19 protein-coding genes are annotated in these 18142 nt (G+C 43.5%); 5 read left to right on the forward strand and 14 right to left on the reverse strand.

Annotated features, from left to right (window positions below):
* Positions 1-33: 33 nt before the first annotated feature.
* The 4 genes from HMPREF9447_RS06140 to HMPREF9447_RS06155 form a co-directional block, all read right to left on the reverse strand.
* The gene (locus HMPREF9447_RS06140; RefSeq protein ID WP_009128835.1) at positions 34-1482 is read right to left on the reverse strand and encodes a calcineurin-like phosphoesterase C-terminal domain-containing protein; all 1449 of its coding nucleotides are present in this window, start codon (positions 1480-1482) and stop codon (positions 34-36) included.
* Positions 1483-1576: 94 nt separating this feature from the next.
* Positions 1577-2122: a 7-carboxy-7-deazaguanine synthase QueE gene (locus tag HMPREF9447_RS06145; protein ID WP_009128836.1), complete on the reverse strand. Its 546-nt coding sequence runs from the start codon at positions 2120-2122 to the stop codon at positions 1577-1579.
* Complete coding sequence (locus HMPREF9447_RS06150) at positions 2109-2441, reverse strand: 6-pyruvoyl trahydropterin synthase family protein (RefSeq protein ID WP_009128837.1); 333 nt, start codon at positions 2439-2441, stop codon at positions 2109-2111. Before HMPREF9447_RS06150 ends, HMPREF9447_RS06145 begins: the two co-directional genes overlap by 14 nt.
* A gap of 115 nt (positions 2442-2556) precedes the next feature.
* Entirely contained in the window at positions 2557-3414 is an 858-nt protein-coding gene (locus HMPREF9447_RS06155) for a phosphodiester glycosidase family protein (RefSeq protein WP_009128838.1), read from the reverse strand.
* 169 nt (positions 3415-3583) lie between these two features.
* On the opposite strand from HMPREF9447_RS06155, the gene HMPREF9447_RS06160 reads away from it, so the two are divergent.
* Positions 3584-3943, forward strand: a complete 360-nt coding sequence (locus tag HMPREF9447_RS06160; RefSeq protein ID WP_009128839.1) for a YbaN family protein — start codon at positions 3584-3586, stop codon at positions 3941-3943.
* An 11-nt stretch (positions 3944-3954) separates the two neighbouring features.
* On the opposite strand, the gene HMPREF9447_RS06165 is transcribed toward HMPREF9447_RS06160, so the two are convergent.
* The 6 genes from HMPREF9447_RS06165 to HMPREF9447_RS06190 are packed head-to-tail and all read right to left on the reverse strand — an operon-like array spanning position 3955 to position 7248.
* Positions 3955-4539 carry a 5'-methylthioadenosine/S-adenosylhomocysteine nucleosidase family protein gene (locus HMPREF9447_RS06165; protein WP_009128840.1) on the reverse strand — a complete coding sequence of 195 codons (585 nt, stop codon included), beginning with the start codon at positions 4537-4539 and terminating at the stop codon, positions 3955-3957.
* Positions 4540-4550: 11 nt separating this feature from the next.
* Positions 4551-4838, reverse strand: coding sequence for a winged helix-turn-helix domain-containing protein (locus HMPREF9447_RS06170; RefSeq protein WP_009128841.1), 288 nt, complete (start codon positions 4836-4838; stop codon positions 4551-4553).
* 1 nt (position 4839) lies between these two features.
* A complete protein-coding gene (locus HMPREF9447_RS06175) occupies positions 4840-5613 on the reverse strand; it encodes a hypothetical protein (protein ID WP_009128842.1) in 774 nt (257 codons plus the stop codon).
* On the reverse strand, positions 5610-6218 hold the full coding sequence (locus tag HMPREF9447_RS06180; protein WP_009128843.1) for a hypothetical protein: 609 nt from the start codon (positions 6216-6218) through the stop codon (positions 5610-5612). Before HMPREF9447_RS06180 ends, HMPREF9447_RS06175 begins: the two co-directional genes overlap by 4 nt.
* A 20-nt stretch (positions 6219-6238) precedes the next feature.
* The gene (locus HMPREF9447_RS06185) at positions 6239-6841 is read right to left on the reverse strand and encodes a UbiA prenyltransferase family protein (RefSeq protein WP_009128844.1); all 603 of its coding nucleotides are present in this window, start codon (positions 6839-6841) and stop codon (positions 6239-6241) included.
* A 23-nt stretch (positions 6842-6864) separates the two neighbouring features.
* Positions 6865-7248, reverse strand: coding sequence for a DUF2141 domain-containing protein (locus tag HMPREF9447_RS06190; protein WP_009128845.1), 384 nt, complete (start codon positions 7246-7248; stop codon positions 6865-6867).
* Between the two features lie 868 nt (positions 7249-8116).
* On the opposite strand from HMPREF9447_RS06190, the gene HMPREF9447_RS06195 reads away from it, so the two are divergent.
* The 4 genes from HMPREF9447_RS06195 to HMPREF9447_RS06210 all read left to right on the forward strand — a co-directional run bounded on the left by HMPREF9447_RS06195 (position 8117) and on the right by HMPREF9447_RS06210 (position 11318).
* Positions 8117-8410, forward strand: a complete 294-nt coding sequence (locus HMPREF9447_RS06195; RefSeq protein ID WP_009128846.1) for a hypothetical protein — start codon at positions 8117-8119, stop codon at positions 8408-8410.
* Positions 8411-8418: 8 nt separating this feature from the next.
* On the forward strand, positions 8419-8709 hold the full coding sequence (locus HMPREF9447_RS06200; RefSeq protein ID WP_007213043.1) for a cell division protein ZapA: 291 nt from the start codon (positions 8419-8421) through the stop codon (positions 8707-8709).
* Positions 8710-8849: 140 nt separating this feature from the next.
* On the forward strand, positions 8850-10385 hold the full coding sequence (rny, locus tag HMPREF9447_RS06205) for a ribonuclease Y (RefSeq protein ID WP_009128847.1): 1536 nt from the start codon (positions 8850-8852) through the stop codon (positions 10383-10385).
* Positions 10386-10559: 174 nt separating this feature from the next.
* Complete coding sequence (locus HMPREF9447_RS06210) at positions 10560-11318, forward strand: copper homeostasis protein CutC (protein ID WP_009128848.1); 759 nt, start codon at positions 10560-10562, stop codon at positions 11316-11318.
* Between the two features lie 401 nt (positions 11319-11719).
* Here the strand turns inward: HMPREF9447_RS06210 and HMPREF9447_RS06215 are convergent, their stop codons facing one another.
* The 4 genes from HMPREF9447_RS06215 to HMPREF9447_RS06230 all read right to left on the reverse strand — a co-directional run bounded on the left by HMPREF9447_RS06215 (position 11720) and on the right by HMPREF9447_RS06230 (position 17917).
* Positions 11720-14398 carry a transglutaminase domain-containing protein gene (locus HMPREF9447_RS06215; RefSeq protein ID WP_009128849.1) on the reverse strand — a complete coding sequence of 893 codons (2679 nt, stop codon included), beginning with the start codon at positions 14396-14398 and terminating at the stop codon, positions 11720-11722.
* 52 nt (positions 14399-14450) lie between these two features.
* Positions 14451-14864: a DUF2141 domain-containing protein gene (locus tag HMPREF9447_RS06220; RefSeq protein WP_009128850.1), complete on the reverse strand. Its 414-nt coding sequence runs from the start codon at positions 14862-14864 to the stop codon at positions 14451-14453.
* Between the two features lie 34 nt (positions 14865-14898).
* Positions 14899-16839, reverse strand: coding sequence for a TonB-dependent receptor plug domain-containing protein (locus tag HMPREF9447_RS06225; RefSeq protein ID WP_009128851.1), 1941 nt, complete (start codon positions 16837-16839; stop codon positions 14899-14901).
* 148 nt (positions 16840-16987) lie between these two features.
* On the reverse strand, positions 16988-17917 hold the full coding sequence (locus tag HMPREF9447_RS06230) for a LytTR family DNA-binding domain-containing protein (protein WP_009128852.1): 930 nt from the start codon (positions 17915-17917) through the stop codon (positions 16988-16990).
* Between the last annotated feature and the right edge of the window lie 225 nt (positions 17918-18142).

Here is an 18142-nt window from a genome sequence, read left to right on the forward strand (position 1 = left end):
TTTTCTTTTCCTACTTTTTTCCAAATAAAAATATCATTTCAAGTCCACTGTTTGAGTAAAGCTTTCCCCGAAACGGTTAGTCGCTACAATTTTTATAGATTTTGCTTTCTCAGCAGGACGCACACGAAACAAATGCAATGTGTGATATCCCGTGACTTTCCCCTCTTTCATTGTGATATAATCCTGGTCTTCATCAGCGAATGCCTCCAATACACCGGACTTCTCCACCCCATCTTCATAATAAGATAGTTTCCATGCCGAGTCGTAATCCCATACATTTACTACCAAGTATTTCGGTTGACTCTTGAATTCGCCCGGCTTGTAGATGCGGAACTGATAATCGAATGGACGCCCCGTAGCCTTATATTGCCAGGATACATTATCTCCATTCACTTTTACTACCAAGTATCCGTTGGGAGCACCACAACGATTCACATGTCCTGCCCACCAAGCACCACAAGCTGCACCGATATTATGCTCATAAATGTCAGGGGTTACAATACGATTCTCATAGAAATGAGTATGTCCTGCAAAAATATGTGCTTTATAGTCTTTCAGAATCTCAAACAGTTGTTCTGCATTACGGGCGTTTCCGCCACCTTTGGCGGTACTGTTGGCGGTAGGTGCATGAACATTCAGAAGTACCGTAGTGCCGGGTTTCACATAACTCAAATCCTTCTTCAGCCATTCCAATTGCTCAGGAGTGAACTGCTCCTCATATTTCTTCACACCCTGATAATCAATATCTTTCATCGCAACAATATGAATTTCACCTACATTGAAGGAATAATCAGTTGGACCGAAGTTATCACCAAATACAGACTCTCCGTATTCATCCTTATTTTCCGCCTGACTCAATGCAGCATACTGCAAATCAAAATCATGGTTACCGATGACGTGATACATGGTCATATCCAAATCGGAAATAGCCTCCTTGTAAGGAGCATACAAGGGCATTACATCCCGTACGATATCGCCTAACACCATTCCATACGCTTCTTGCCCGGAAGCTTGCTTCAATGTCTCTTTCAAGTCGGGAAGTGTTTCTGAAATAAAGCGATTTAGTTGCTTCTCATTCCGTACCTGCGGATCAGATATAGCTATAAAAGTAAAGTTCCGGACAGGCTGTTCCCTCTTTTCCAACCAGAAATCGTGACGGTTCCTTTTCTCACTGGCATCAATCCGGGCGTAATAGCCAACAGGCAACGCTTTTTCCACAACGGCCTTATAATCTGCTGGAACAGAAAGATAAACAAACTTAGACTGCGCAGGATCAGACACTAACTGATAACGCCCTTTTTCATCGGTCTGGGTGAAATTAACACCATCAGTAACCACAACCCCTGCAATGGGTTGCTTTTGTGTATCGGTAACCACACCTTTTACGGGAATCTCTTTTTTGACCGGTTGGTCTGCTGCATAACCCTTCACTGCCAGCAAACCCAACAGGAACATTAGGGACAAAAAACGAATTGATTTCATATTCTCTCTCATTTACAATTTTATTTCGCGACAAAGTAAGCTGTAAAAAAGCAAAGGAATATGTCATTCTCATTACATTTACGTAACAGTCAATCTAACGAATATCAATCAGTTTATGCGTTTGTAGACTTAACCGCCATTTAGGATGTTGCATTACACATGCCACTGCCTCAGCGATATTGGCACACGAACAAGGCTGCAAGAAGAAATGTTCGGCAGGCAGCAACTCATAGACTTCAATATCCTGTCCTTCATAAACAACTTTCACTTCATCCATGCGAGTAATCCCCAGCTTCACCCCTTGCTTGGGCGAACAGGTCACCCAATCGATATTCTCCGGCAATGGACGTGTACCATTTGTCTCTATACAAACATACTTGCCAGCCTGATGCAATCGGTCAATAAATTCTTCATCAATCCAGATGGAGGGTTCTCCGCCTGTCAGAATAACCGTAGCAGCCGGATATTTCTGCACTTCAGCAATAATATCTTCATCCGTCATCAATGTACCTTCCTCATGCTGTGTATCACAGAAAGAGCATTTCAGGTTACATCCGGAAAAACGAATAAAGACAGCCGGTGTGCCAGTGTGGTAGCCTTCACCTTGTAAACTATAGAAAATCTCGTTAATCTTTCTCATAAATGGCTACATTGGATTCGGATTCCTGGACCTCGACTTTGAAACAAGTGGGTATCTGCTCACATATCCAGCAGGCAATATTCTCAGCAGTAGAATTGAAAGGAAGAACTTCATTCAGATTACGGTGGTCAAGTTTCTCTTTCACCGCTTCTTTGATATGACTAAAATCGACCACCATCCCATCGGCATTGAGTTCCCGGGAACGGCAGTAGACTGTGATAATCCAATTGTGACCATGCAGATTCTCACATTTGCTACGATAGGAAAGTTTCAAGCTATGGGAAGCTGATATTTCCATGCGTTTGATAACTGTATACATATTCTTATTAATACGCTAATTAAGAAAATACTCTGTTTGTTGTCGTACCTGATGTCACCTCGGTACGGCGCAAAAGTACAAAAAATCTAAGGATTACGGACGGAATCTTCTGCTTTTATTCATAAACACAGAGAGAATTGGCCACTTGACGCTCTCCTTCATTGTCATAGAGATTATTATCACAGAGTTTATTTACGATGCCATTACCCGGTGCAGAAGCACTCCAAAGCGTTGTAGAACCGCCACCATCAAGGTTCAGCGCTTTCCTGGCACCCAATACTCGAAGCAGGTGTGTCAGTTCGGGGATATTGATACCCTCTGCCTTACCTGTGAAACGACCGGCTACTGCAATAAGGAGGATACTTCCGTCCTCCATCAAAGCCACAGCACTACGCGGATGCTTGGTCTTGACAAATGACTTATTACAAGTCGAGAGATCACAATCCTTTCCATCCAACAACATCAACGGACCGGAAGAAAGAATACTACCCTCTTTCAAATCGCAAGTTTTTTCATCCTGTTTATGCCAGGGGATAATGTCCAATTTTCCCTTATTAATGCGCACGGCACCTGTAGATACAGTACTGAGTATACCGGTAGCAGTGGTATCTATCACTACACCGTCTTTTCTCAGATAGCAGATAGACGTTCCTCGTTTGACATTGAAATAAGATCCATTGATAGCTGCTACTGCTCCCGAACGATAGGCTGCAATGCTTGTTTCTTCTTTAGGGGAGTGAATCAGAATATCAAACCGATGCTGTTCAGGTTTTATTTGCAGAATAGCTATATGCTGAGGAACACCATACAATGAAGTAAACTCTGCTTCGCGAAGAAAAATACCTTTTCCCATAGAGGTAATATTCCAATCTGCAGTAATAATTGCTAAAGAGTCTGTGGCAGTCTGTGCCAATGCAATAAATACATTACAGAGTATCAGCAACAGCATAAGGATGGACTTACGGAAATTCATGTCTTGACTTTATTAAAATTCTTTCGCAAACATAAGCATTTTAAACGAATGCCATATCACAAAAGGATTATATTTTTTTAAGCCAATCAGAACGAGAGGATTCCAGATATTCTTCCTTACGAAATCATCAGAACTTTTTCCGTAAACAAAAAAAGAGTACTTTTGCGGCATGAAGATCCTCTATATCACACTTGGCACTCTCTCTCTAGCTCTCGGTATCCTCGGTATCTTTCTGCCGTTGTTGCCCACTACACCGTTTTTGTTACTCACCGCTGCACTATACTTCAAAAGTTCTCCCCGCTTATATGCATGGTTACTGAACCAGAAACATCTAGGTCCTTATATTCGTAACTTCCGCGAAAATAAAGCCATCCCCTTACGGGCAAAGATTATTTCCATTTCATTGATGTGGATTACGATGCTATACTGTGTTTTCTTTATTGTTCCTTATCTATGGGTAAAGATATTGCTCCTGATTATTGCAGCAGGAGTAACGCATCATATTCTATCGTTCAAAACGCTGAAATAAATGACAATTTATTATTTAATAACCCCGTCAATCTTTTCAAAGAATTCCCCTAATCCTCTGCGTGCATCAGCCAGTTTATCTTCCCAATGCTTCACAGAATTCTGCCCGATGATATCCGTCACATACTTCACCGCAATGAAAGGCACATTTTTAGCACGACACACAAATGCTTGCGCAAAAGCCTCCATATCAACAACATCGCCTTTCACATCCGACAGTTCCGTCAGGAAAGTATCACCCGTATTACACACTCCTTCTCCTACCCAATGCATACAATATCCTTTTTCGGTAAGCAAAGCGGAAGAATCTATTTCACTCTCCACACCCAGATTAGCAAGCTTCTGCATATCACGGTCTACAAAATGACGGCACACCAATATATCACCCACCTGGCGGTCGATACTCCCTGCCGTACCTACATTTATCACCAAATCCGGTTGTGCCTGGTTTATCACCTCAGTAAGATAATAAGCCGATTTCACCTTTCCTACCCCCGTACGGAGATACCCAACGTGCACTTCTTCCTCCCCTATTAATCCGGGAAACTTCAATTCCGTAAATTCGCCCTGTACGGCGTAAGTGACTAAAATTCTCATACAGTATCTTTTTACTTTTTAATAATATACGTTTTCAGTGCCTCCACATATTCCTCAAAGGCGTCCACCCCCTGCGGCGTAATTTTGCAGAGAGTACAAGGCATTTTTCCTTTGAACGTCTTTGTCACCTCCACATAGCCTGCTTTATTGAGCTTGTCAATCTGCACGCTGAGGTTACCGGCCGTTGCCCCTGTTTGTTGGCGGATAAAGACAAAGTCTGCCTCTTCAACGCCAATAAGCAACGACATCACCGCTAAACGCAGTTCAGAGTGGAGCAAAGGGTTCAGTTCTTTAAACATATCATTCTTTTTTCTTTCGTTTACTACTCAACAAAGCAAATAGGGATATCCCCAACAGGGGCAGATGATACAGTCCCAGATAAAATCCGGTATCAGTGGCAAAATTGCCCATATTGTAACATCCTATAATAGTCCCTACCATCGCCGTCACCCGCAACACAACCCTGCTTACACTCCGCTTACTCAATATTAGCAAAGTAAGGAATACAGGTGTCATCGGGCAGAAACCCAGTACAGCACCGCTATCCAGCAGATAGTGCAACCGGAAGTCGGGTAAAGCCGTACGTAAATCCATCGGCCACCACAGGCAGAATAGAGCAACAGGAATTGTCCAACCCGTCTTCCAGGTAATATTATCAAAAGAGAATACGGTATTACCCTTCCACGCAGACCAAAGCCAGACAAATGCCACAAATCCCATCATCACCACATTCACCGTCACCATGCTGAAACCGTACTGTTCTGTCACAACCATATTCTGTATCACGGCATACAGCAGATAGAAACACCCTGCAATCGCCATAAAATATCTGCTGAACTTACCTCTCCAAACAATAACAGCCACCAGAGCCAATATCATTACTATCTGAAAATAAACAGTATAAGCGTACATATCCATAATAAAGGCATGCCTCAGTGTATAAAATATTAAATCTCCCGCAGCCTCAAACTTAAAGCCTTTCGTCGCCACCGGCATCAAAAGGAACTGCAAAAGTACGAGTAACAAAAAGAACTTCCAAGAGGTCAGGAAATTCTCGAAACGACTTTCTTTCATAACGAATGCCCTTTCCTTGCTGCATAATTCAACATGTGCCCCGGAATAATCATTGCAAAGACAGCAGCCACAGCAAAACAAAGTAAAGAAGCATAGGTAGGAACCTCTTCTCCCATTGCCGCAAACACCATATACAAGCCTATTGCCAATCCAATTAACGAGAAAAGATAAAAAGCTTTGTAGCGAACAATAATACCTGTAATAATACTCCCTAACGACATGATAAATGTTCCTAACGGCAGGATAAATTCAAACTGTTTCATACAGGTAGCCCCTATTGCCACAGCCATACAAAGTCCACCCAGTATACGCCATATTTCGGTCAGTACCTTATCCGAATAGGCTTTAGCCCGTTTCTCTGATTTATGTTCTAAATATATTCCCAAAGGAATTCCAATAACAGGTATTCCCCAAAAGCCCCACATCCAATGAGGGTCTTTTGTAAAACATAGGCCCGCGTACACAACTAAAGTCACTATAGTTCCAATATATCCCCACAACAGAAATATATTTCCACTACCCGCATCCAAATTACGACGTGTATTCTGTATCATCTGAGAGATGAGTTCTAAACTCTCTTGCTCGGTTATCTTTCTATCTTCCATAACTTATTGATTTAATACAATTATTCTTTTGTGTGTCTTCTATTCAATCGATGTCCGGGAATAATCAGCATAATAATAAAACAAACAGCAAAGGCAGGATACATAAAGTTAAGTTCAGGCGGATTAAACAAAATATGCGATATCATAACCACGGATATTGCCAATGCACAACCAGCAGCATTTCTCATCCATGAATCATTTATAATACTCCCTGTAATATTAACTCCCAATGAGCACAGCAGCAGAATAATCGGCAACAATAATAACATGGAGTCAAAATAGAAAGCGGCTATTATAGAAATGCCAATTCCATATTGCCCGATATTGCTCCAGATTGCAAGTAAAACCTTATCCGTGTAAGTCAAAACCGGTTTATCTTCCTTTTTCTTCAGCCAGTGCATCACTGGAAAACCAATAACCGGTATAGCCAACCATAGCCAATTCCAAAGTGGGTTACCAGTTATCAGAATCAAAACATAAACCACAAGCGCAGTTATCGCACAAAGATAACCCCATAGCAAAAGAACATTCACATTCCCCAATCGAAGGTTTTTCTTACTATTCTGTATCATCTGCGTGATAAGTTCCAAACTCTCCTTTTCAGTCATTTTCTTGCCTTCCATAATAGTCTCTCCCTTATATAAAATTATTTTTTTGCTTTGTCCTGCAAGGCCCTCACATCTTTCAACTCCACATCAATCGTTTTTGCCTCAGCCGTCATGTCCAAATCTACAATTGCGCAATTCTCCGCCGGCACCCCGTCTTCCCTGTCCAGTTGATAATTGCCGTTTTCATCATGATACACATACAATTTGCATTTTCCTTCGGGCATCTCTTTTAATACAAGAGTTGCCGTATCACCCGTAGCATCCACCATTGCATATTGCCCTTTATCAGCAGCAATCATCACCTTTCCTTTTGCAGAACGAATGTTCTTCACCTTCACTGTCAAGTCGCTCTGTACTGATACAAAAGTTGCACACACGCTTACAATACACAATGCAACCCATTTAAAACCAATTGTTTTCATAACTGTACACCAATTAAAATTCTACAATAATCATACATTCCGGGTTCGAACTCCGGTGCAAATATAGATAGTTTATTTTATAAACCAAATTATCCTATAAATTATTTTATAAAAATCCAAAGAAAGCTTTTGAGAATGTACAAATACTCAGGAATTAATTCATAACTGTGCAAAAATGAATGAAATGATAATTTAGCGCAGCCTAAGCCTGAAAGGCTTTCATCTTATAGCCCGGAGCAACACCCCGGGTAATAAATGACCCAACAATCTTACGCCCTGTAAGGGCAAAAGCCGGTGTGTGCCGTTATGCCCTTACAGGGCGCAAAGATAAATACATACCACCCCAGAGCATTGCCCTAGGCTATAAGATAAAAGGCTTTCAGCCTTGAGCTGCGCAATGCTTCTATGCCGATAGAACCTTGTTCCCTTGTCAACTTGTATCCTCGTCAACTAATTCATAACCGCACAGAGACAAATAATTCCGCCATTGCAACCAACTAATCCCTATCCTGCAAGAGACTAATCCCGGCACTGCGATAAACTAATATTTTCCTTGCATCTAATTATTCATACAACAGATATAAAAGTTTCCTACAACAATTATATATCTTTCTTACAACAGCTATTGTAAGAAACAAAAATAGATATTGTATGAATAATTAGATGCAAGGAAAATATTAGTTTATCGCAGTGCCGGGATTAGTTTCTTGCAAGACAGAGATTAGTTTTTAGGCACCCCCGACAACCCCTTTTCAGCCCGCATAAGTACCGTTTTCATGTTATTTCGACACACAGGCAACATTTTTCCCTGAAAAGTTTTTGTAATCTCCAAGTTAATTGTATTTTTGTGTACAATTTTGGTATAGTAATGACTGACGAAGAAAAGAAGCGATTAAGTACCTTTGAAGCGAGACTGCGTCATTTAGTCTTTTTACATGACGAATTGAGGCGCGAAAATGCTGAACTAAAGCAACTTCTAAAAACAAAACAAGAAGAATGCGAGCAGGTACATGCTGAATATGAAGCTTTGGAAGATGACTATACGAACCTAAAAACAGCAATGACAATCAGCCTTAACGGCAGCGACGTAAAAGAGACGAAACTGCGATTGTCCAAATTAGTGCGTGAAGTCGATAAATGCATCGCTTTGTTGAATGAATAACGAGATGTATGAACGATAAGATAAAGATAAACCTACAGATGGCAGGCTCCACCTATCCCCTCACCATATTGCGTGAAGAGGAAGAAATGGTGAGAGAAGCCGCCAAACAGGTGGATATACGGCTCAATGCGTATCGAGAACATTACCAGAATGTGACTCCTGAGAAGATTATAGCCATGGTGGCCTATCAATTTGCCTTGGAGAACCTGAAAATGAAAAACCGAAACGATACTCGCCCGTATGCCGACAAAATAGAAGAACTGACAGAGGTGTTGGAAACATACTTTAAAGGACTGTAAATGTCCGGAAGCCTTTTCAAAAGCACCAGAGCCAGTTAAAGATAAAGAAAACCCGCGCACTGTGTAAAAGTGACCTTCAGAGAACGGAGGCGACTTTTCTGCAGTGCGTTTTTATTTATATATACTTAAAACAAATTGAAATGACAGTAACAATACTAGTATCCATTGCCTGTTTCATTATCGGTGGATTTCTGTCGTACATGTTCTTCAAGCACGGCTTGAGGTCCAAATATGACAACATCCTGAAGGAAGCCGAAACCGAAGCGGAAGTGATTAAGAAGAATAAGCTGCTCGAAGTGAAGGAGAAGTTCTTGAACAAAAAAGCAGACTTGGAAAAAGAAGTAGCCATCCGCAACCAGAAAATTCAGCAAGCGGAGAACAAGTTGAAACAACGCGAATTGGTGCTGAACCAACGCCAAGAGGAGATACAGCGTAAAAAATCGGAAGCCGAAGCGGTGAAAGAAAACCTGGAAGCCCAATTGGTTATCATCGACAAGAAAAAGGAAGAATTGGACAAACTGCAACAGCAGGAAATAGAAAAACTGGAAACCATTTCCGGGCTTTCTGCCGAAGAAGCCAAAGAACGTATGATAGAGTCTTTGAAAGAAGAAGCTAAAACGCAAGCGCAGTCCTTCATCAATGACATCATGGACGATGCCAAGCTGACTGCAAGCAAGGAAGCAAAACGTATCGTGATACAATCTATCCAGCGTGTGGCTACGGAAACCGCCATCGAAAACTCTGTTACCGTATTCCACATTGAATCGGATGAAATCAAGGGACGCATCATCGGTCGCGAAGGCCGCAATATCCGTGCGCTGGAAGCAGCTACGGGTGTGGAAATAGTTGTAGATGATACTCCGGAAGCAATCGTATTGTCAGCTTTCGACCCGGTTCGCCGTGAAATAGCCCGTCTGGCTTTGCACCAGTTGGTGACTGATGGACGTATCCACCCAGCTCGCATTGAAGAAGTGGTATCTAAAGTGCGCAAGCAAGTGGAAGAAGAAATTATCGAAACCGGTAAACGTACCACGATTGACCTCGGTATTCATGGTTTGCATCCTGAACTGATTCGTATTATCGGTAAGATGAAATATCGCTCTTCTTATGGTCAGAACCTCTTGCAACATGCCCGCGAAACAGCCAACCTCTGCGCTGTGATGGCATCAGAACTGGGACTGAATCCGAAGAAAGCAAAACGTGCCGGATTGTTGCATGACATCGGCAAAGTGCCCGATGAAGAACCGGAATTGCCGCACGCACTTTATGGTATGAAGCTGGCTGAGAAGTTCAAAGAAAAGCCGGACATCTGCAACGCTATTGGTGCTCACCATGACGAAGTGGAAATGACAAGCCTTCTGGCACCTATCGTACAGGTATGTGATGCCATCTCAGGTGCACGTCCGGGAGCACGCCGCGAAATCGTTGAAGCTTATATCAAGCGTTTGAATGATCTGGAACAGTTAGCAATGGCTTATCCGGGTGTAACGAAGACGTATGCTATCCAGGCAGGTCGTGAGTTACGCGTAATCGTTGGTGCCGACAAGATTGATGACAAGCAGACAGAGAACCTTTCAGGTGAAATAGCGAAGAAGATACAGGATGAAATGACGTATCCAGGACAGGTAAAGATTACGGTAATCCGTGAGACACGCGCTGTAAGCTATGCAAAATAAATTGTAAATTTGAAATAAAGGATAAAAGGCGGGGAATTAATCTCCGCCTTTTTTATTTCATCATAAAGACACAGAGTTCACAGAGTTTTAATATTTTTGCAGAAGCTATCTGTTGTTCTGAATGTAGTGTAGCAACAGGCAGACATCATTCTTATTACTTGCATTATAAAAAATATGAAGCAATATCAATTTGAAGTTTGTGCCAACTCCGCAGAGAGTTGCCTTGCCGCCCAGGCGGGGGGAGCAAACCGGGTGGAGTTATGCGCCGGAATACCGGAAGGTGGCACTACCCCATCCTACGGAGATATCGTCATTGCACGCGAAGTATTGAACAATACTCTGCTACACATCATTATCCGCCCACGTGGCGGAGACTTTCTGTACTCTCCCATTGAGCAACGCATCATGCTAAAAGATATCAGTAATGCCCGCAGGCTGGGAGCGGACGGATTAGTATTTGGTTGTCTCACCGCTAAAGGCGACGTAGATATGTCGCTCATGAAGCAACTGATGGAAGCTTCGGAAGGTATATCCGTCACTTTTCATCGCGCTTTTGATGTATGCCGTAATCCGGAGGAAGCATTGGAGCAGATTATAGAATTGGGGTGCAACCGTATCCTGACTTCCGGACAACAGTCTACAGCAGAACAAGGCATCCCTTTACTGAAAAAATTGCAGCAACGAGCAGCAGGACGCATCACTCTACTGGCCGGATGCGGAGTGAACGAAAACAATATTGCCCGTATTGCCGCCGAAACAGGAATCCGTGAATATCACTTTTCAGCAAGAGAGAATATTAAAAGTGGCATGTTACACCGTAACGAGACAGTATCCATGGGAGGAACAGTACATATAGAAGAATACTATCACCCTGTGACCACCGCAAAACGAGTTAGAAAAACCATTGAAGCATTAATAAACAAAGTGAATTAGTAGTTGAATTTTGTTCATTTCTGCAGGTTTTTGAATGAAATGATGATTTACTGAGTATCTCAATTAATTAGGCGGACTATCTTAACTCCCCTCCTCCAGTTGGAGGAGGGGTGCCCTTTAGGGCGGGGTGGTAGGTGAGAAAGAATTCCTTAGCCTTGTGATTTATAGGTATTTTATTGTTTCACCTAACACCTCCCCCCCGTTGGGGTACTCCTCCTCCCGGGAGGAGGAGAATTGAGATAGTGCTGTTTATCATTTGCCTCATTACTAATCACTAAACGCTAATCACTAATCACTTTTGTTCATTTCTGTACTGATTTAAATCAATTGACGAAAAAAGAAGGGAACAAAGTACAGCGCAGCCCCTTGTTCCCTTGTCAACTCGTTCCCTCGTCAACTCCTTATAATCCTTTCACAGTTTTCATCAACTGCTCACCCAGCCCGATGGTATATCCTTGCGAAACAAACACCACGCGGTTGAAGGTATCAGCGATGATAAAGATAGGCAAACTATTCTTATTCCTTAATTTCATGGCTTCGGCTATTTGTTTAGCGATACCGTCCGTGTCTATACCATACATTATAGTAGAAGGCATACCGGGGAATGATTCTTTAGTAAATCTTCCGGCCTGAGCCTCATCGGGGAAAAGAAACACCATCTTTCGTCCCCATTTCTCCAAATCCACCTTGTATGCAGCAATGTCCCGCAATGCATGGTTAGTAGGTTCCTGATTGACGCCTAATATGCCGACCACGAAATAACCACGTCCGCAAGCCTGCAAAAGACTTTGCTTGGAGGAAGGATTTCCCTTATCCACTATCGGAGTGAAAAGAGACTCGGAATTGAAGTTTCCGATGACTTGCACCTCATCTTTACTCTCGCGCATCACCAGGTCTATTTTTGTTGTCTTTTGCGGCTCGACGCTAAAGAAAATGACATTGGAGAGCACTGCACCGCTGGCCAGACGCGTACCGGTGACCAATACGTAGTTTCCGGCATCCAGCGCTGTCCCTTCCTTCAACAAATTGCTCCATGTGGTACCGCTACCCATATCCGCATCACCTTCGTCATAAGCGAGCAATTGCAAACGTCCCTGCGGAGTAACTTTAGATATGGTGAAATGGGAATAATATTTTGGATTGTCCAATGACTTGACAGGTTTGTATCCGGCAACAAGTTTACCTCTTTGCAATCGTGACTCGTCGGACAATGCTTTTTCAAAGTTCACGTCAATGAGACCTGTATCTTCTATCAATTGTACTTTACCGGTCACTTCGTCAATACGTGCAGGCATCCCCATACTGCGAGTCATAGCCACAAAGAAAATATCCCTACTGTGAGCATCCGCCACACGTGCTTTCCACACTCCCGCAGGAGAAATGGCCGGACCGCCCAGATTACAATCCTTCTCCACACGGATATTCTCAGCTACCCACGCAATCAGCTTGGCAGGTTCTTCCAGATAAATCTGCTCTGTTTCCTGAGAAATCACTTTGTCAAAGAAGGTTTTGTATGGGGTCAGCATCTCATTACTTATACGCGGATTGCGTACATATTTACGGAAGTTCACAGCACTTGTGCGCACATGAGACAGCATGTTTTCTATCAACACTTCCAGACTAACGTCACGAAGGTCTTTCGCCGAAATCTGTTGCAACAGGTCGATACCGCCTTTTCTGGAATCCTCGGAACGCAGACGGGTAATGAAGTCCGCAATCACTTTATAATTGCCGCGGGAAGCAGCCAGAATCTTTGCCACTACATCTGCATCCAGCTTATACTGCTTTGCCAGACGACGAGCCGAGTCTTCTGACATGAATGTAGCAACGTAGGCATTACGAATGGAGTCTTCATATGCCAGACGGCAATTGTTTTCAGCACGCTGTTCGGCAGTAACGGCAGGCAGGTTTGCACTTTCTGCCGGCGGAACGATGTCAAAGTCGATAACACAGTTATCGCCGGGAGTTTTATCCAACATCACAGTCAACTCATTGTCCTTGCCGAAAGAAAGTTTGGAGAAGCCAAACTTTCCGTCTTTGGATGCCCACACCAGCATGTCTCCTTTTCCGGCAGTCAGGGCACAGGTTCCTTCAGCATCGGTCTGCTTGGTTGCTACCGTGTAAAATTCCGCATAGTTGTAGAGTTTAAATTCTACCTGCGCACCGGAAACGGGATTTCCTTGTCCATCCGTCACTTTTACTTTGGCCTGTGCTATAGGCGCATAATTCTCAATCACATTGATTTCCGTATAGTTGGGGGTGACGGACATCACTTCTTCTTTTCCTTCATAACGGCCGAATACCTTTGTGTGCATCAGCATGCCGCGACTGGCAGGAGCATTGAACCAACCAAGATTCAAAACCGGTTCCGGCTCACAGGCACCCAAGAAATACCATTTGCCATCCGCCCAGGCCTCCACCCAAGCATGATTATCATCGGTATGCGCCCAACGCGGCGTATAAACCTGCCGTGCCGGAATACCTACCGAACGAAGGGCGGCTACCAGAAGCGTAGATTCTTCTCCACAACGACCGTAAGCAGTACGCACAGTTGCCAATGGCGAACTGGTACGGGCGTCGGAAGGCATATAGACTGCTTTTTCATGACACCAATGGTTCACTTCCAGTATAGCATCGTATAGGGAAAGGGACTTCACACGGTCTTTCAGCTCATCGTAGAACACAACCCGGGCACTGTCCAGATGCTCATTGTTCACCCGTGCCGGAAGCACGAAGTGACGGAACAAATCTTCGGGGATAGTCTTTCCCCAAGGCATTTCCTCCGTCGTGCGCCGGGAAGCGCGGATATTCATCAGATGAAACTGCCCGGGATAGTCCGTAATATCTGCCAACGGCATATATGCATAGAGAAATTCCAAAGCTTCCCGTTCATAGGTGGTCAGCGACTCATCGTCCAATATGGTAAACAATTCCCCTTGCGATAGCATCGTCTGCTTTTGCTGCAAGTCCTGTTCCATACGGGAACGGTAGGATTCATCAGTTATGAAATGGGATTTTCCACAGGAAGTAAGCAGGCAAAGCAGCCAGCATATTCCGAAAAGATGTGTAGCTCGTCTCATAATACTTATATATTAAGGTGTGAGCTACAAAGTTAAAGAATTATCCGGAAACTCACTTTAAATTTACCACTAAAGTGGTATCTGCAGAAAAGGTGAAACTGCATTTCTCGAAAGGCGGCGGGCCCATGACCCCTTCGGCATCGTTACTGAAACCGAATTTCTCGGTGGGTATGCCGAAAGCGGCGGTATCCAGTTTACTGTTCCCGTTCTCATCCTGATACATGGAGAAAGCATAGGTGCCTGTGGGAAGGCCCTTGCAGGGAACGGACATCACCTTATCCTTTACCTCGACCACAAACCCAGCAAGCGGTTTCTTCATGAATGTTTCCGGAGAATTGTAAATAGCAACATAAAGTTTCCCGGTTACTTTTTCGATACCACGCACTTCCAGAGTAAGATTCTGTGCTGACAGACTTTGAGCAACAAATGCCAAAACGCAAACGAAACTAATAATAAATGCTTTCATGTTCATTGTTTTTTAAAGAGTTAATTTATTGAATTTAGAAATTAGATACATCATAAGCCGCTTTCTTGCCTATCGTGATAAATACGCCGATGTAGAAGAAATGGTCATTGGACGCCAATATCGCCTTATTATCCACCTTGCCGAATTCATTTTTCCGGCAAAGGATATTCGTGGCAGAAGCATGGATGATAACTTTCTTACTCGGCAAGAAAGTCAGCCCTAGATCAAGGCTGTTATAAGGCTTCACTTCATCGTTCATCAGCCCCGGCAAACCGGGATTATGGTAAGGACGGCCGCTACTGAAACGGTTCGTCAGCCCGACAATCGTTCCTATGCGGGGAATGGAATATTTCAGAACTACAGATGCATTATGACGGGTGGCATATTGCGGAGTAGTCAATTCCGTGTACTCCTGAAACTTTCTTTTGGAGATATTATAGGTATAAGAAAGCTGGTATTCCAGGTTCTTCACCAACACACGGTCATTGAAAAACAAATCGAACCCCTTGCTATGACCGTATCCATCGGATGTTACGCTCTCTGCTTGATTCATATTTCCTTTCTCTATCAATGCCAGGTGGCCGTATTTCTTATAATAAACTTCCGCTTTATAAAAACGCCCCTCACTCCCGAATTGAGCACCTAAGTTATACTGGATACACGCCTCCGATTTCAGATTCTTACTTTGAGCCAATAATCTATTTATCGGTAATTGCGTATATCTCCCTGCCGTAGCAGAAAACACCACATCACCCAAATAGTAATTGACGGACAAGCGGGGAGAGAAATTCATCCGCCGGTTCAATGAAGTATATTCCGTCCGGAAAGAAAGTTCCGCTTTCAGTTGCTCTATGGGATAGTAGGTGGCAGAAAGGAAAGCTGCGCTGACGGTAGGACTCATCTCATTGCGGCTATCCACTGTACCCGTTTCTTGCATCTGATACTGATAATGGTTTTCATATCGGCGAATAAAACTCTCCAATCCCATATCCAGACGAAAAGCCGGAGTAAGGCGCTTGAAAACTTTCGTCTTTATGTGAAGTTCCTGCTGGCGTTCCATCCAGTCATCACCGGTAAGCGATACATTCCCTATTTTCTGTTCAAAGAAACCGTATGCCACTCCGGCAAACCAATTCCAGCCCTTAGGAGTGCTCTTGCGAAAAGTAGTATTGACATAGAAATTATTCTCACCCAAATCAAATAATCTTCGTTCCTGCCCCTCATAATTGGAGAAGTCTGTCCGGTCATAACCAAAGTAGATTTTAAAGAGTGTCGCATCGTCCGGATGATAACGAAACTGAGCTGAACCTGTCATCAGACGGTAAGGATCTTCAAAGTCCATTCGCCCCGAATAAATGTGGTCATATACACACAAATCCTGATAATCCAGATTCACGGAAAGGGAACCTTTATCGAAAGCCCGCGTGCCTCCACCCCCAACCCCCACCGTAGAAGCATTGATGCCCAACTTATTCACCGGACTTTTATCCTTCGTCTCCAAAGGGAGCACAGCCGAAAGCGCCTCTCCATATTCCAAAGGAGCACCGCCCGATTCCAGATTGACACCACTGAACATAAAAGTTGAATAACGACCACGTGCGGGTGAATTTATTCCCGTAGCAGTATAAGGATTCAGGACGTGCATCCCGTCAATATAGGTTTGCGCTTCGTCACTACTTCCGCCACGCACCAGCAATCTGCCGCTTTCACCTTGTATTTGTGTACCGGGTAACGTTTGCAATGCATGGTATAAATCTCCGTTCGCACCTCCCACCGTTACCAGTTCCACAGGGTGCATGTCGCTCCAACGACTGTTAGCCACCGGTGTTCTTTTCCCTTTGACCACTACTTCCTTCAAATCTACACTATCATTGTATATTTGCAGAAATACAGTATCCGTCACCGCCGTTTGTGCTTCTGAATGCTGTGTCATCAGCAATGCACCCATACCTAAAAGTAAAATCAATCTTTTCATTTATCTATGTTCTTTACGATTTCCGTCAGCAAACATAGACCAAGATTCCGGAGCAAAAAAATATCCGGGACAAACAGCCCGGATATGTGACAAACAGCGCTCCATCTGTGACGAATGGCTGTTTCTATCCCTTTTCTGTGACGAATGACTACCCTTCCAAAGTGCCTTCTATCAACGTTTTTACCTCTTTTGAGTAAGCTCTGGAAACAGGAACTTCATCCTTACACCCATCCAAACGTAAACGGTATCCCTGTGAATTTCCATCCACTTTCACTACTGTACTTACATTCACCAGAAACGCCCGGTGGCAACGGACAATAAACGGACAAGCCGCCACTGCTTCTTCCGCCTGTTTCATTGTAGCGCGCAGCAACCTCTGCTGTATTTTGTTCTCAACACGATAGATAATACGCACATAGTTTCCCTCCGCTTCCACATACAACAGCGCATCGGCGGGTATCTCCAGCATCTCTTTAGTTCCACCGGAAAAGACCAGATGCGCAGGTTTCTCCGTCACCGGACAGCAGACATCATCTTCCTCCTCAGCTTCCGCTTCTCTCTTTTCTTTCCGAAGACTTATCTTTTTAGAAAGGATGAAGTTCATCTCCGTGGCTTCTTTCAGGTTGCGAGCCAGTTGCAGATTACGGTTCCACATCAAGAAGAACGCAATAGGGAAAGGAGCAAGAATACCTACCCAGATTACACTGATAAGAAAACCTCTCCAACTCAGTAGATTCCCTCCGAACCACCAGGCCGTATAAAACCAGTTACCTATTGCAATCAGCATGCAGGCTCCCAACGTTCCCAGCAGCTCCTTCCCTAATGTCCAATGCTGCTCATCATAGTATCGGGGGAATGTAGCCGGAAGCATATACACAAATACGCTCAACGCCATTGAGGAAACTATGCCATACCCCAATAGTACCCAAAACTTATGGCTCTCCATCATAGAGATACCGAAAGGCTGCAATAGAAAAAGAATAATGAATACGATAAAAGAGGGGATTACCACCGCCTTCCATCGTTTCACCAATACCGGATAAGGAGTATGCAAAAGTGTCAACAACTTATTTATCATCGTAGTTTCCTGTTTATAACTTCCATTTCATATAAGATATTACAAAGATATGCAATATCTTTGTAATATACAGATGGCAAAACCATGCTTTTTAAGAGATAATTGAAGAAAAAGTGCACATTTTTATGTTATAGAACATATTTCTCATGAACATTTCGTATCTTTGCAGCGTTAATAAGATAAAGAAAAAGATGTAAAACCCGCTTTCCGAAACGCGGAAGGCAC

It is taken from the genome of Bacteroides oleiciplenus YIT 12058 (assembly GCF_000315485.1).
Taxonomy (GTDB): domain Bacteria; phylum Bacteroidota; class Bacteroidia; order Bacteroidales; family Bacteroidaceae; genus Bacteroides; species Bacteroides oleiciplenus.

What these genes read in the sequence shown, in the direction of transcription:
- HMPREF9447_RS06140 (WP_009128835.1), bottom strand. Translation starts at nt 1,482, where the DNA reads ATGAAATCAATTCGTTTTTTGTCCCTAATGTTCCTGTTGGGTTTGCTG.
- HMPREF9447_RS06145 (WP_009128836.1), bottom strand. Translation starts at nt 2,122, where the DNA reads ATGAGAAAGATTAACGAGATTTTCTATAGTTTACAAGGTGAAGGCTAC.
- HMPREF9447_RS06150 (WP_009128837.1), bottom strand. Translation starts at nt 2,441, where the DNA reads ATGTATACAGTTATCAAACGCATGGAAATATCAGCTTCCCATAGCTTG.
- HMPREF9447_RS06155 (WP_009128838.1), bottom strand. Translation starts at nt 3,414, where the DNA reads ATGAATTTCCGTAAGTCCATCCTTATGCTGTTGCTGATACTCTGTAAT.
- HMPREF9447_RS06160 (WP_009128839.1), top strand. Translation starts at nt 3,584, where the DNA reads ATGAAGATCCTCTATATCACACTTGGCACTCTCTCTCTAGCTCTCGGT.
- HMPREF9447_RS06165 (WP_009128840.1), bottom strand. Translation starts at nt 4,539, where the DNA reads ATGAGAATTTTAGTCACTTACGCCGTACAGGGCGAATTTACGGAATTG.
- HMPREF9447_RS06170 (WP_009128841.1), bottom strand. Translation starts at nt 4,838, where the DNA reads ATGTTTAAAGAACTGAACCCTTTGCTCCACTCTGAACTGCGTTTAGCG.
- HMPREF9447_RS06175 (WP_009128842.1), bottom strand. Translation starts at nt 5,613, where the DNA reads ATGAAAGAAAGTCGTTTCGAGAATTTCCTGACCTCTTGGAAGTTCTTT.
- HMPREF9447_RS06180 (WP_009128843.1), bottom strand. Translation starts at nt 6,218, where the DNA reads ATGGAAGATAGAAAGATAACCGAGCAAGAGAGTTTAGAACTCATCTCT.
- HMPREF9447_RS06185 (WP_009128844.1), bottom strand. Translation starts at nt 6,841, where the DNA reads ATGGAAGGCAAGAAAATGACTGAAAAGGAGAGTTTGGAACTTATCACG.
- HMPREF9447_RS06190 (WP_009128845.1), bottom strand. Translation starts at nt 7,248, where the DNA reads ATGAAAACAATTGGTTTTAAATGGGTTGCATTGTGTATTGTAAGCGTG.
- HMPREF9447_RS06195 (WP_009128846.1), top strand. Translation starts at nt 8,117, where the DNA reads ATGACTGACGAAGAAAAGAAGCGATTAAGTACCTTTGAAGCGAGACTG.
- HMPREF9447_RS06200 (WP_007213043.1), top strand. Translation starts at nt 8,419, where the DNA reads ATGAACGATAAGATAAAGATAAACCTACAGATGGCAGGCTCCACCTAT.
- rny (WP_009128847.1), top strand. Translation starts at nt 8,850, where the DNA reads ATGACAGTAACAATACTAGTATCCATTGCCTGTTTCATTATCGGTGGA.
- HMPREF9447_RS06210 (WP_009128848.1), top strand. Translation starts at nt 10,560, where the DNA reads ATGAAGCAATATCAATTTGAAGTTTGTGCCAACTCCGCAGAGAGTTGC.
- HMPREF9447_RS06215 (WP_009128849.1), bottom strand. Translation starts at nt 14,398, where the DNA reads ATGAGACGAGCTACACATCTTTTCGGAATATGCTGGCTGCTTTGCCTG.
- HMPREF9447_RS06220 (WP_009128850.1), bottom strand. Translation starts at nt 14,864, where the DNA reads ATGAAAGCATTTATTATTAGTTTCGTTTGCGTTTTGGCATTTGTTGCT.
- HMPREF9447_RS06225 (WP_009128851.1), bottom strand. Translation starts at nt 16,839, where the DNA reads ATGAAAAGATTGATTTTACTTTTAGGTATGGGTGCATTGCTGATGACA.
- HMPREF9447_RS06230 (WP_009128852.1), bottom strand. Translation starts at nt 17,917, where the DNA reads ATGATAAATAAGTTGTTGACACTTTTGCATACTCCTTATCCGGTATTG.